Genomic DNA, 13,039 nt, shown 5'->3' with positions numbered 1-13,039 from the left:
GCGCAGCGACGGGGCGGCGCCACCAGTGCCGAAAGTCATGGTGGCGTCCACCGGTTGGAGGAGGATCCGGTGCGCCCCGGGACCACGCCCTGGTCACGCTTGGGGGCTTTGGCGCCCCGGTGCGAAAATCGCGCCCATGAACGCCACCAACACCACCGAACTCATGCACACCCTGGGCCAGCAGGCCCTGGCGGCTTCGCGCCTGATGGCGCGGGCCAGTGCGGCCACCAAGGGCCGCGCCCTGCGCCGCCTGGCCGCCCTGCTGCGCGAGAGCGGTGCGCCACTGGCGGCTGAGAACGCCAAAGACCTCGAACGCGCGCGCGCCAACGGCCTGGCCGAGCCCATGGTCGACCGGCTCAAGCTCACGCCCAAGGTGCTCGAGACCTGCGCCCAGGGTTGCGAGCAGCTCGCGGCCATGCCCGACATCATCGGCGAGGTCTCGGGCCTGAAGCAGATGCCCAGCGGCATCCGCGTGGGCCAGATGCGCGTGCCCATCGGCGTGTTCGGCATGATCTACGAGAGCCGGCCCAACGTGACCATCGAGGCCGCCTCGCTCGCCATCAAGAGCGGCAACGCGGCCATCCTGCGCGGCGGCTCCGAGGCCATCGACTCGAACCGCGCGCTCGCGGCCCTGGTGCAGCAGGCGCTGCTCGAGGCCGGCCTGCCGGCCGACGCGGTGCAGCTCGTGCCCACCACCGACCGCGCCGCCGTGGGCCAGCTCATCGCCATGCCGCAGTACGTGGACGTGATCATTCCCCGCGGCGGCAAAGGCCTGATCGAGCGCATCAGCGCCGAGGCCAAAGTGCCCGTGATCAAGCACCTCGACGGCAACTGCCACACCTACGTCGACGACCCCTGCGACCTGGCCCTGGCGGTCAAGGTGACCGACAACGCCAAGACCCAGAAGTACAGCCCCTGCAACGCCACCGAGAGCCTGCTCGTGGCGCGCGGCGTGGCCGCCGATTTCCTGCCGCAGATCGGCGCGATCTTCGCGGCCAAGGGCGTGGAGATGCGCGTTTGCGCCGGGAGCCGGGCCCTGCTCGCGGGCGTGGCCGGCGCGAAACTGGTCGACGCCACCGAGCAGGACTGGTTCGAGGAGTACCTCGCGCCGGTCATCAGCATCAAGCTGGTCGAGGGCGTGGACGAGGCCATCGCGCACATCAACCGCTACAGCAGCCACCACACCGACGCCATCCTCACCACCGACCACGTGCACGCGCAGCGCTTCCTGCGCGAGGTCGATTCCGCGAGCGTGATGGTCAACGCCAGCACGCGCTTCGCCGACGGCTTCGAGTACGGCCTGGGCGCCGAAATCGGCATCAGCACCGACAAGTTCCACGCCCGCGGCCCCGTGGGCGTGGAGGGCCTGACCTCGCTCAAGTACGTGGTGCTGGGCGAAGGCGAGGTGCGCGGCTGAGGCGTCCATGCTGCGCCGGGTCGATCTGGTTCACCCCCTGCGTTGCGCGTGTGGCGCGGTGCAGGGCCACATCGAATCGCCGCAGGTCGCGGGCCGCGCGGTCTGCTACTGCCGCGACTGCCAGGCCTTCGCGCGATTTCTCGAGCGCGCCGACACCGTGCTCGACGCGCGCGGCGGCACCGAGGTGGTGGCCACGCGGCCGCGCCACGTGCACTTCACCCAGGGTGTCGAGCAGCTGCGTTGCATGTCGCTCAAGCCCGGCGGCCTGCTGCGCTGGTACACCGCGTGCTGCCACACGCCCATCGGCAACCTGCCGCCCGACCCCCGGGTGCCCTACGTGGGTCTGGTGCGCACCTGCCTGCCGGGCAGCAAGGCCGAACTCGACGCCGTGTTCGGCCCCTGCGAGGTGGCGGTGAACACCCAGGGGGCATCGGCGCCCGTGCGCGCCACGCCCGTGGCCACGCTGTTCGCGGTGCTCAAGATCCTGCGCGCGGCCATTCCCGAGCGGCTGAGCGGCCGCTACCGCCAGAACCCGTTCCGCCGCGCCGACACCGGCGCGCCCATCGTGGCGCCGCTGGTGCTGTCGGCCGAGCAGCGCCGCGCCCTGCGTGGCGAGGGCTGAGCGCGCGCAGCATGGCGTTCGCGATCCACCGCGGTTACCTGCCGGGCTGCATCGGCCGCATCGCCGAACTGCACGCGCGTTACTACGCCGGCGCCAGCGGTTTCGGCCTGGCCTTCGAGGCCCAGGTGGCGAGCGAGCTCGCGGCCTTCTGCACCCGCTACGAAGACGGCCGAGACGGCCTGTGGCTCGCGCTGCTGGACGGACGCGTCGAGGCCTCGATCGCCATCGACGGCCGCCAGGCCGAGCGCGAGGGCGCGCAGCTGCGCTGGTTCATCGCATCCGATGCGCTGCGGGGCCGGGGTGTGGGGCGGCAACTGCTCGGCGAGGCCTTGGCGCTGTGCGACGCGCGCGGCTACCCCCGCACGCGGCTGTGGACCTTCGATCAACTGCTGGCGGCGCGCCACCTCTACGAAGCGCACGGCTTCGCGCTGGCCCGCACCGAGCGCGGCGCGCAGTGGGGCACGCCGGTGAACGAGCAGCTGTTCGTGCGCGAGCGCCCCTGAACCGACGCGACCCGCCCCGGCGGCCGTTGGCGCTAGCATCGCGCGCACCACTGGAGGAGGCTTTTCACCATGTTCACCCTGGCCAACGCCGTCGTGCTGCTCATCGCGCTGCTGCACGTCTACATCCTGGTGCTCGAGATGTTCCTGTGGAACACGCCCCGGGGCCGCAAGGCCTTCGGCCTCACGCCCGAATTCGCCGAGCAGACGCGCACGCTCGCGGCCAACCAGGGCCTGTACAACGGCTTCCTGGCCGCGGGCCTGTTCTGGGGGCTCTGGCTGGGCCCGGTCGACGGCGGGGTGAAGGTGTTCTTCCTGCTGTGCGTGCTGGTGGCGGGGCTCTACGGCGCGGCCACGGCGAGCCGGCGCATTCTGTTCGTGCAGGCGCTGCCCGCCACGCTGGGCCTGCTCTGCGTCTACCTGGGGGTCTGACCATGGCGCGCACGCTCATTTCCTCGGGCTCGACCTTCGAACAAGAGATCGGCTACTCGCGCGCCGTGGTGCAGGGCAACTGGGTGTTCGTCTCGGGCACCACGGGTTTCGACTACAGCACCATGACCATCGCCGACGGCATCGAGGCGCAGACCGAGCAGTGCCTGCGCAACATCGAGGCCGCGCTGCAACAGGCCGGCGCCGGCCTGCGCGACGTGGTGCGCGTGACCTACGTGCTGCCCGACGGCAGCGAATTCCCGAAGACCTGGCCCGTGCTGCGCCGCTTCTTCGGCGACATCCGCCCCGCGGCCATGATGATCGCCGCCGGCCTGGCCGATCCGCGCATGCGCATCGAGATCGAGGTGACGGCGCTCAAGGGCGGCGGAGACTGAGCATGCACGCCGGGCTGGCGGTCGGCGAGCGCTCGCGGTCGATCGACCCCGAGCTGTCGGTCTGGCTCGACCTGTCGCGCGTGGTCGCGGCGTTTTTCGTCTACCTGGGGCACGCCGTGATCCTCGAGGTCGCCCCGGCCGCGCTCTCGCTCACCTGGTGGCGCTCGGCCGACGACGCCGTGATCGCCTTCTTCGTGCTTTCGGGCTTCGTGATCGCGTCCACCACGCGCGAGCGTCCGGGCGACGCCGCGGGTTACGCCCTGGCCCGGCTCTCGCGCGTCTACTCGGTGGCGGTCCCCGCGCTGCTGCTGGTGCTGCTGCTCGACCTCGCGGGCCGCTCGCTGTCGCCCGAGACCTACGCCGGCTACGCGTGGCAGTACGAGGCCATCTGGCGCCGGCTGCTGATGCACTGGCTGTTCCTGGGCGAGGGCTGGCTGGGTGTGGCCCAGCCCTTCACCGCCGAGCCTTACTGGTCGCTGGCCTACGAGGTCTGGTACTACCTGCTGTTCGGCGTCTGGGCCTTCGTGCGCGGCCCCGCCCGCTGGGCCGCGGCGGCGCTGGTGCTGCTGCTCATGGGGCCCTGGGTGCTGATGCTGTTGCCGATGTGGTGGCTGGGCGTGGCGCTGAGCCGGTGGCTGGCGGCCACGCGGCTGTCGCCGCGCGCCGCGCTGGCCCTGGCGCTCGCGTGCGCCGGGGCGTACGCCGCCTTTGTGCTGTCGGGTGCGCGCGACGCGCTCGATGCGGCGTCGCGCGCGCTGTACGCCGCCATCGGCGGCGCGCTGGGCCGGCCTTTCAGCGGCGGCTCCACGGTGCACGTGCTGCCCGATGCGGTGGTGGCGCTGCTGTTCGCCGCCCTGGTGGTGGCCTTCGCCCACCTGCGCTGGCGCTGGCCCGCGCGCGCGGCGCGGGCCGTGCGCTGGCTGGCCGAGCGCAGCTTCAGCTTCTACCTGATCCACTTCTCGCTGCTGGTGCTGGCGCGCGCGCTCGGCGTGCACCAGGCCGGCTGGTGGGGCAACGCCGGGGTGCTGGCCGCGGTGCTGCTGGTCACCGGCCTGCTGGCCGCGGTGGGCGAAAACCGGCGCCACCTGTACCGGCGCGCGTTCGCCGGGCTGCTGGCGCCCTGGCTGGCGCGCCGGCCGCCGCGGCCGGCGGCTTGAACGGCCGTTCACCGACCCCATTTACACTGGCCCTCCCGCCCGGTCCCCCACGCCCACCATGGTTCCCCACCTCGTCACCGCCCTCACGGGTCCGATCAACGAGCTCGAGCAGCGCATCCTCGAATCCACCCCGGTGATCGAGCGCTGGTTCCGGCTCGAATGGATGGAGCACACGCCGCCCTTCTACACCTCGGTGGACGTGCGCAACGCGGGCTTCAAGCTTGCGCCGGTGGACACCAACCTGTTCCCCGGCGGCTGGAACCACCTCACGCCCGAGATGATTCCGCTCGCGGTGCAGGCGGCCATGGCGGCGATCGAGAAGATCTGCCCCGAGGCCAAGAGCCTGCTGCTGGTGCCCGAGAACGTGCGCGACACCTTCTACCTGAGCAACCTGGCCACGCTGCAGAAGATCTTCTACATGGCCGGCCTCAACGTGCGGCTGGGTTCGCTGTCCAACGAGATCACCGCGCCCACGAAGATCGACCTGCCCGACGGCAGCCAGGTCACGCTCGAGCCGCTGCAGCGCGGCAAGCGCCGCCTCGGGCTCAAGAACTTCGACCCCTGCACCATCGTGCTCAACACCGACCTCTCGGCCGGTGTGCCCGGCATCCTCGAAGACCTGCACGAGCAGTACCTGCTGCCGCCGCTGCACGCGGGCTGGCCCACGCGCCGCAAGAGCACGCACTTCAAGGCCTACGAAGAGGTGTCCAAGCGCTTCGGCAAGCTGCTGGGCATGGACCCGTGGCTCATCAACCCGCTGTTCAACCAGTGCGGCGAGGTCGATTTTTCGTCCGACGCCGGCCTGGAATGCCTGCGCAGCAACACCGACGCGCTGCTCACCAAGGTGCGCCGCAAGTACAAGGAATACGGCATCAACGAAAAGCCGTTCGTGGTGGTCAAGGCCGACAACGGCACGGGCGGCATGGGCATCATGACCGTGCGCGACGTCAAGGACATCGACAACCTCACGCCCAAGGCGCGCGCGCGCATGGGCACGGGGCAGGCCGGCCAGACCGTCACCGAGGTCATCATCCAGGAAGGCGTGCTCACGCACGAGCGCATCAACAGCGCCGTGGCCGAGCCGGTCGTCTACATGATGGACCGCTACGTGGTGGGTGGCTTCTACCGCATCCACGCCGAGCGCGGCGAGGACGAAAACCTCAACGCGCCGGGCTCGAGCTTCGTGCCGCTGGCCTTCGAGCAGAGCGCGCAACTGCCGCAGCCCGGCGTCAAGCCCGGCGCCAGCGTGCCCAACCGCTTCTACATGTACGGCGTGATCGGCCGCCTGGCCATGCTCGCGGCCAGCTATGAGCTCGAAGCCACCGACCCCGAGGCCGAGAACCTCGATTGAGCGGCGGTTGCTGCGGCGCAACAAACCGCACGCCGCGGGCGGTTTAGGGCCGACTGCCCATGGCGCCGCCCAGGGCGCAAGGGCAGAATCCGCATCCTCTGAGCACACGCCCCACGACCCCGCGGTGGGGTTCTTCGCTTGAATTCCCGCGCTCCGTCTTCGCTGGCCGCCCTTACGCTGGGCGCCATCGGTGTGGTCTACGGCGACATCGGCACCAGCGTGCTGTACGCCGTCAAGGAGGTCTTCGGATCCGGCCACGTGCCCTTCACGCACGACAACGTGTATGGCGTGCTGTCCATCCTGTTCTGGACGCTCACCACCATCGTGTCGCTCAAGTACGTGCTGCTCGTGCTGCGCGCCGACAACGCGGGCGAGGGCGGACTGATCGCCATGCTCGCGCTGGCCGCGAACGCCGTGCACGACAAGCCCGCGCTGCGCCGCACGCTCATGGCCATCGGCATCTTCGGCACCTCGCTGTTCTACGGCGACGGCGTCATCACGCCCGCGATCTCGGTGCTCTCGGCCGTTGAAGGCCTGACCGTGATCTCGCCCGCGCTGCACCACTACGTGGTGCCGCTCACGCTGATCGTGCTGTTCGTGCTGTTCGCGGTGCAAAAGCGCGGCACCGGCGGCATCGGCCGCTACTTCGGGCCGATCACGCTGCTGTGGTTCGGCGCGATCGCGGTGCTCGGCGTGTCGCACATCGTCGACCACCCCGAGATCCTGGGTGCGCTCAGCCCGCACCACGCGTTGCGCTTCATGGTGCTGCAGCCGGGCACCACCTTCATCATCCTGGGCGCGGTGGTGCTGTGCGTGACCGGCGCCGAAGCGCTCTACGCCGACCTCGGCCACTTCGGCAAGAAGCCGATCCGCCTGGCCTGGTTCTCGGTGGTGATGCCCTCGCTCACGCTCAACTACTTCGGCCAGGGCGCGCTGCTGCTGGCCGACCCCAGCGCGGTGAGCAACCCCTTCTTCCGCATGGCACCGGCCTGGGCGCTGCTGCCGCTCGTGGGCCTGGCCACGCTGGCCACGGTGATCGCGTCGCAGGCGCTGATCTCGGGCGCCTTCAGCGTGACCAAGCAGGCCATCCAGCTCGGCTACCTGCCGCGCCTGAACCTGCGCCACACCAGCGTGCGCGACACCGGGCAGATCTACATCCCGTTCGTGAACTGGGCGCTGTTCACCGCCATCGTGCTCGCGGTGGTGATGTTCAAGTCCTCGAGCAACCTCGCGTCCGCCTACGGCATCGCGGTCACGCTCGACATGCTCATCACCACGGTGCTGACCTTCTTCGTCATCCGCTACGGCTGGAAGTACCCGCTGTGGCTGTGCGTGGCCGCCACCGGCGTGTTTTTCATGATCGACCTGGCCTTCTTCAGCTCGAACATGCTCAAGCTGTTCCAGGGCGGCTGGTTCCCGCTGCTGATCGGGGGCGCGGTGTTCACGCTCATGATGACCTGGAAGCAGGGCCGCGAGCTGGTGTCCAAGGCCCAGCACGCCGAGGCGCTGGAGCTCGGCGGCTTCCTCGACGCGGTGTTCGTCGATCCGCCCCTGCGCGTGCCCGGCGTGGCGGTGTTCCTCACGGCCGAACCGGGCATCGTGCCCAATGCGCTGCTGCACAACCTCAAGCACAACAAGGTGCTGCACGAGCAGAACCTGTTCGTCACCGTGCGGCCGCACCCGGTGCCGTGGATCGGCCTGAGCGAGCGGCTCGAGGTGCAGCCGCTGGGGCACGACTGCTGGGCCGTGACCATCCACTACGGCTTCAAGAACGACCCCGACGTGCCCGCGGCGCTCGAGCCCCTGCGCCTGCGCGGCTGCGAGCTCGAGCCCATGACCACGAGCTACTTCCTCTCGCGCGACGTGGTCACGCCCACGCTGGGCAGCGGCATGGCGCCCTGGCGTGAAAAGCTGTTCGCGTCCATGCACCACAACGCGGCCGGTGCCGCGGCCTTCCTCAACCTGCCCACCAACGCGGTGATCGAGCTCGGCTCCAAGGTCGAGATCTGAGGCCCCCACGCTCCGCCGCTGCGCGGGTCGCTGCCCCCCGAGGGGGCTGATCCGGCTTGGGGCGGCCCGGCGCCGGATCGCTGTCCCCCACGTTCGCCGGCAGAATCGCGCGATGCGCTTCTTCCGCGACCTCAGTCTGTCCGCCGCCACCGCGGGCTTCGTGGCCGTGCTCGTGGGCTTCACGAGCTCGGTGGCCATCGTCTTCCAGGCTGCCCAGGCCTTCGGCGCCACACCCGCGCAGATCACCTCGTGGATGTGGGCCCTGGGCCTGGGCATGGGCCTGTGCTCGGCCATTCCCTCGCTGATCCTGCGCCAACCCGTGATGGTGGCCTGGAGCACGCCCGGCGCGGCCGTGCTCGCGAGCGCGGGGCTGGCGGGCGGCTTCTGCATGGCCGAGGCCATCGGGGCCTTCCTGATCTGCGGCGCGCTCATCACACTCGCGGGCGCCACCGGCTGGTTCGAACGCGTGATGAACCGCATCCCCATGGCGGTGGCCGCGGCGCTGCTCGCCGGGGTGCTTGCGCGCTTCGGCCTGCAGGCCTTCGGCGCGGCGCAGACCGCGCTGACGCTGGTGGTGCTGATGCTGCTGGTGTACCTGCTGGCGCGCCGCCTCGCGCCGCGCTACGCGGTGGTGTTCACGCTGGTGGCGGGTGTGGTGCAGGTGCTGGCCACGGGCCGCTTCAACGCGGGCGCGCTCACGCTCGAATGGGCCGTACCGGTGTTCACCGCGCCGCAGTTCAGTGTCGCGGCCTTCACCAGCCTGGCGCTGCCGCTGTTCATCGTCACCATGGCCTCGCAGAACCTGCCGGGTGTGGCGGCCATCCGGGCCGCGGGCTACGACATGCCGATCTCGCGCATCCTCACGGTCACGGGCATCGCCACGCTGGTGCTTGCGCCCTTCGGCGCCTTCGCGCTCAACCTCTCGGCCATCACCGCGGCCATCTGCATGGGGCCCGAGGCGCACCCCGACCGCGACAAGCGCTACACCGCGGCCGTGGTGTGCGGCGGGCTGTACCTGGCCGTGGGCCTGGTGGGCGCGCTGGTCACGGGCATGCTGATTGCCTTTCCCCGCGAACTCGTGATGGCGATCGCGGGCATTGCCCTGCTGGGCAGCATCGGCGGTGGCTTGCACACCGCGCTGCAGGACGAGCGGCACCGCGAGGCCGCGCTCATCACCTTTCTCGTCACGCTCAGCGGCGTGGTGATCGCCGGCATCGGATCGGCCTTTTGGGGGGTGGTGGCCGGTGCCCTCGCGCTCTTTGTGCAACAGTACGGCGTCCCCCAAAAACCCACCCGCCCATGACGAAGAAGATCCTGGTCGTTGCCGACCCGCTCGAAGCCTTCAAGACCTACAAAGACAGCACCTTCGCCATGATGCGCGAGCTGCAGCGGCGCGGCCATGCGCTCGCCGCCTGCGAGCCGCGCCACCTGCAATGGGTCAGCGGCGGCCGCGTGACGGCGCCCGTGCGCCACCTGCGCCTCACCGGTGCTCTGGACCATTGGTTCGAGGTGACGGGCGAGGGCCGCGAGGCCTTGGCGGGCTTCGACGCCGTCCTCATGCGCAAGGACCCGCCCTTCGACAGCGAGTTCTTCTACGCCACCCACCTGCTCGAGCAGGCCGAGCGCGAAGGCACGCGCGTGTTCAACAAGCCCTCGGCGCTGCGCGACCACCCCGAAAAGCTCGCGCTGATGGAATGGCCGCAGTTCGCGCCGCCCACGCTGGTCACGCGCTCGGCCGACGACGTGCGCGCTTTCCACGCCGAGCACCGCGACGTGATCCTCAAGCCGCTCGACGGCATGGGTGGCATGGGCATTTTCCGCGTGCGCGACGATGGCCTGAACCTCGGCGCCATCGTGGAAACGCTCAACCAGGGTGGCGCCACGAGCGTGATGGTGCAGCGCTACCTGCCCGAGATCGCGCAGGGCGACAAGCGCCTGCTGCTCATCGGCGGCCAGGTGGCGCCCTTCGTGCTCGCGCGCATCCCGCAGGGCACCGAGGTGCGTGGCAACCTCGCCGCGGGTGGCAAGGGCGTGGCGCAGCCGCTGTCCGACGACAACCGTGCCGTGGCCGAGGCCATGGCGCCCGTGCTGGCCGCGCGCGGCCTGCTGCTCGTGGGGCTGGACATGATCGGCAACCGCGTGACCGAGATCAACGTCACCAGCCCGACCTGCTTCCAGGAGATCCAGCAACAGACCGGCTTCGACGTGCCGGCCATGTTCGTCGACGCGCTGGAGCGCGCCCTGGCATGAACCCGCCGGTCGATCCGCTGTTCCTGGCCACGCCCCGGATCTCGACCTTCAAGGGCGGGCAGGGGCTAACCCATGCCAGCGGCTTCTTCTTCCGGCGCAACGACCGCCTGTTCCTGGCCACCAGCCGCCACGTGCTGATCGACGAGGACAGCCAGCACCACCCCGACCGCATCGAGATCGTGTTGCACCTGGACGCGCAGGACCTCACGCAGTGCACCGCGTTTTCCATCCCGCTCTACGCCGACGGCACCGCGGTGTGGCACCAGGGCCAGGACGGTGGCGGCGACATCGACGTGGCGGTGATCGAACTCGACCAGTCTGCGTTGCCGGCGAACGCGATCGTTTATGCGTTCACGCCCGAGCACCTGGTGCGCGACTTCGACACCGTGCCGGTGGACGCCAACCTGTTCATCGTGGGTTTTCCGCTGGGCTTCCAGGACACGGTGCACCAGTTGCCCGTGCTGCGCCGCGCGGCCATGGCCTCGCCCTTCGGCATCCGCTTCCAGGGCCAGGGCCTGTTCCTCACCGACGCCCGCGCGCACCGCGGCATCAGCGGCGCGCCCGTGGTCATGCGCGACCCGGCGCCGCGCGCGGCCACCGTGCCGCTGCCCTGGCGCCTGCTCGGCGTGCATTCGTCGCGCATGGACATGGGCAACCGCGACCGCGAGCTCGACGAATCGCTGGGCCTGAACTGCGCCTGGTACGCCGACATCCTGCTCACGCTCACCGAAGACCCGCCCGCGCCGGCCGCCGCCGACGCGCCGGCCCCTGGCGCCTGAGCGCAGGCGCGCCCATACCGGGGTATGGGGCGGCGCGGGGCGTCGCACACACTGCAGGCCCTTTCCACTTCCGGGTCTGCCCATGCGCCTTCACACCCGCCTTGCCTTCACCGTGCTGTTTTCGTCCCTCGTGCTGAGCGCGTGCGGCACCCGCCAGGCCCCGGTGGCCAGCGAGGCCTCCGCGGCCCGAAGCGGGCCCGACACGCAGACCGCCACCTCGCGCGACGGTTCCTACCAGGGTGAGATCACGGGCGCCGCGCGCCCGGGCAGCCGCTTCGCGCAACTGCGCATCGGCATGGACATGCAGGAGACGCAAGCGCTGCTGGGGCGTGCGCCCGACCGGCTGCACACCTACGAATCGGGCAAGCGCTGGATCCCGTTCTACTTCGGCAACGACGCGCGCCGCATGCAGGTGCTCTACCGGGGCGAAGGCTGCCTGATCTTCACGGGCGGCAACGTCTGGGGCGGCGCGGGCGGTGACCTGATCGGCATCCACCACGACGCCAGCGGCGCCTGTTACCAGCCCTGATCAGCGCGGCTGCTTGACGATGCGCAGGTAGGGCTTGGGCGCCTTCCAGCCATCGGGGAAGAGCTTCTTGGCGTCCTCGTCGCTCACCGAGCCCGCGATGATCACGTCCTGCCCCTGGGTCCAGTTGGCCGGGGTGGCCACCTTGTGTTTCGCTGTGAGCTGCATCGAGTCGAGCACGCGCAGGATCTCGTCGAAGTTGCGGCCCGTGGTCATGGGGTAGGTGAGCATCAGCTTGATCTTCTTGTCGGGGCCGATGACGAAGACCGAGCGCACCGTGGCGTTGGTGGCCGCGGTGCGGCCGTCGGCCGTGCCGGGCTCTTCGGCAGGCAGCATGTTGTAGAGCTTGGCCACCTGGAGGTCGACGTCGCCGATCATCGGGTACTTCACCGCCGCGCCCTGCGTTTCTTCGATGTCGGCGACCCACTTGCCGTGGCTGTCCACCGGGTCGACCGACAGGCCGATGAGCTTGGCGTTGCGCTTGGTGAACTCGGGCTCGATGCGCGCCATGTAGCCGAGCTCGGTGGTGCACACCGGCGTGAAGTCCTTGGGGTGCGAGAACAGGATGGCCCACTGGTCGCCGATCCACTCGTGGAAGTCGATCGGGCCGTGCGTGGTGAGCGCGGTGAAATTCGGGGCGGTGTCGTTGATGCGAAGCGACATGGCGGGCTCCTGGCGGCGGTGGATGGAGCCCACCAGTTTGCGCAGATCGCACGCCGCTGTCGACGCCGCGGGCCGGGCAACCCTGCGCACGGCAGGTGCTTGGCGCTGGGATCGGCCGACGGGATCTGCCGCCGGGCCGCCCCAAGGCAGATCAGCCCCCTCGGGGCTGAGCCCCGCGGCTCCGAGCCTGCCTGCGCAGGCTCGGACGGGGCGAAGAGGCGCTGACTCCGGCAGCGCCGCGGCCTGCAAGGCCTCGCGACCCGCGCAGCGGCGGAGCGTGGGGGCGTCAGTACAGACGGACCGCGACGTCGAAGTGCCAGCTGCGGCGGATCTCGACCACGTCGTACTGGCGCGCGAGGTTGGGCGGGAAGGGCGGGTAGTTGGCCAGGCCCTGCACGATGCGCGCGATGGCTTCGTCGATCGCGGGCACGCCGCTCGAGCGCACCAGGGTCACCGATTCCACCGAGCCGTCGCTGCGCACCGCGACCGTGACCACCGGGTCGGTGTGGCGCTGCCGGATGGCCTCGCGCACCGGGTCCAGGGCCGAGGGGTTCATCTGGATGCGTTGAGCGAAGGCCTCGCCATAGCGAACCAGGTCTTCGTTGGCGTCGACGCGCCCGAGCAGGCGCGCGCGGCGCAGCGGGCTGGCCGAGGGATCGCGCCGCGACTCGGCCTCGCGCCGCGCGGCCTCTTCGTTGAGCTGGCGCCCGATCTCGCGCAGCCGCGCCTCGCGCCGGGCCTCGTGCTCGTCGCGCTCGGCCTGGGCCCGGGCGGCGGCCTCGGCGCGAGCAGCCTCTGCGCGGGCCGCCTCGGCCTGGGCGGCAGCGGCCTGCGCCTCCTTCTGGCGTGCGGCTTCCGCCCGTGCGGCTTGCGCTGCAGCGGCCTGCTGACGGGCCGCTTCTTGACGGGCCGCTTCTTGACGGGCCGCTTCTTGACGGGC

Annotated in this window: 14 protein-coding genes; 12 read left to right on the top strand and 2 right to left on the bottom strand. The window is 70.5% G+C overall.

Annotated features, from left to right (window positions below; genetic code table 11):
- Window positions 1-136: 136 nt before the first annotated feature.
- From WDZ95_RS14710 to WDZ95_RS14655, 12 genes are all read left to right on the top strand, one after another.
- The gene (locus WDZ95_RS14710) at window positions 137-1,417 is read left to right on the top strand and encodes a glutamate-5-semialdehyde dehydrogenase (RefSeq protein WP_166228767.1); all 1,281 of its coding nucleotides are present in this window, start codon (window positions 137-139) and stop codon (window positions 1,415-1,417) included.
- A gap of 7 nt (window positions 1,418-1,424) precedes the next feature.
- Window positions 1,425-2,039: a DUF6151 family protein gene (locus WDZ95_RS14705; RefSeq protein WP_425779438.1), complete on the top strand. Its 615-nt coding sequence runs from the start codon at window positions 1,425-1,427 to the stop codon at window positions 2,037-2,039.
- A gap of 11 nt (window positions 2,040-2,050) precedes the next feature.
- Window positions 2,051-2,542: a GNAT family N-acetyltransferase gene (locus tag WDZ95_RS14700; protein WP_425779436.1), complete on the top strand. Its 492-nt coding sequence runs from the start codon at window positions 2,051-2,053 to the stop codon at window positions 2,540-2,542.
- Between the two features lie 69 nt (window positions 2,543-2,611).
- Entirely contained in the window at window positions 2,612-2,971 is a 360-nt protein-coding gene (locus WDZ95_RS14695; protein WP_425779434.1) for a DUF1304 domain-containing protein, read from the top strand.
- A 2-nt stretch (window positions 2,972-2,973) separates the two neighbouring features.
- Window positions 2,974-3,363, top strand: a complete 390-nt coding sequence (locus tag WDZ95_RS14690) for a RidA family protein (protein WP_425779432.1) — start codon at window positions 2,974-2,976, stop codon at window positions 3,361-3,363.
- A gap of 2 nt (window positions 3,364-3,365) precedes the next feature.
- Window positions 3,366-4,520, top strand: a complete 1,155-nt coding sequence (locus WDZ95_RS14685; protein ID WP_425779430.1) for an acyltransferase family protein — start codon at window positions 3,366-3,368, stop codon at window positions 4,518-4,520.
- Between the two features lie 58 nt (window positions 4,521-4,578).
- Window positions 4,579-5,871 carry a glutamate--cysteine ligase gene (gene gshA, locus WDZ95_RS14680; RefSeq protein WP_166228757.1) on the top strand — a complete coding sequence of 431 codons (1,293 nt, stop codon included), beginning with the start codon at window positions 4,579-4,581 and terminating at the stop codon, window positions 5,869-5,871.
- 138 nt (window positions 5,872-6,009) lie between these two features.
- Complete coding sequence (locus WDZ95_RS14675; protein ID WP_166228755.1) at window positions 6,010-7,881, top strand: potassium transporter Kup; 1,872 nt, start codon at window positions 6,010-6,012, stop codon at window positions 7,879-7,881.
- Between the two features lie 112 nt (window positions 7,882-7,993).
- Entirely contained in the window at window positions 7,994-9,184 is a 1,191-nt protein-coding gene (locus tag WDZ95_RS14670; RefSeq protein WP_425779427.1) for a benzoate/H(+) symporter BenE family transporter, read from the top strand.
- Complete coding sequence (gene gshB, locus WDZ95_RS14665; protein ID WP_425779425.1) at window positions 9,181-10,131, top strand: glutathione synthase; 951 nt, start codon at window positions 9,181-9,183, stop codon at window positions 10,129-10,131. Before WDZ95_RS14670 ends, gshB begins: the two co-directional genes overlap by 4 nt.
- Window positions 10,128-10,910, top strand: coding sequence for a trypsin-like peptidase domain-containing protein (locus tag WDZ95_RS14660; protein ID WP_425779423.1), 783 nt, complete (start codon window positions 10,128-10,130; stop codon window positions 10,908-10,910). The genes gshB and WDZ95_RS14660 overlap by 4 nt, the downstream gene beginning before the upstream one ends.
- 82 nt (window positions 10,911-10,992) lie before the next feature.
- Window positions 10,993-11,439 (top strand): hypothetical protein, encoded by a 447-nt coding sequence (locus tag WDZ95_RS14655; protein WP_425779422.1) that lies wholly within the window; start codon window positions 10,993-10,995, stop codon window positions 11,437-11,439.
- On the opposite strand, the gene WDZ95_RS14650 is transcribed toward WDZ95_RS14655, so the two are convergent.
- Window positions 11,440-12,099 carry a peroxiredoxin gene (locus tag WDZ95_RS14650; RefSeq protein ID WP_166228745.1) on the bottom strand — a complete coding sequence of 220 codons (660 nt, stop codon included), beginning with the start codon at window positions 12,097-12,099 and terminating at the stop codon, window positions 11,440-11,442.
- A gap of 286 nt (window positions 12,100-12,385) precedes the next feature.
- A partial coding sequence (locus WDZ95_RS14645; protein WP_425779419.1) for a TonB family protein occupies window positions 12,386-13,039 on the bottom strand: 654 nt, incomplete at its 5' end.

This window comes from Hydrogenophaga sp. T2 (assembly GCF_049843535.1).
GTDB lineage: Bacteria > Pseudomonadota > Gammaproteobacteria > Burkholderiales > Burkholderiaceae_C > Hydrogenophaga > Hydrogenophaga crocea.
Note: the sequence above shows the minus strand (reverse complement) of the source record. Positions and strands in the feature narration are given on the sequence as shown.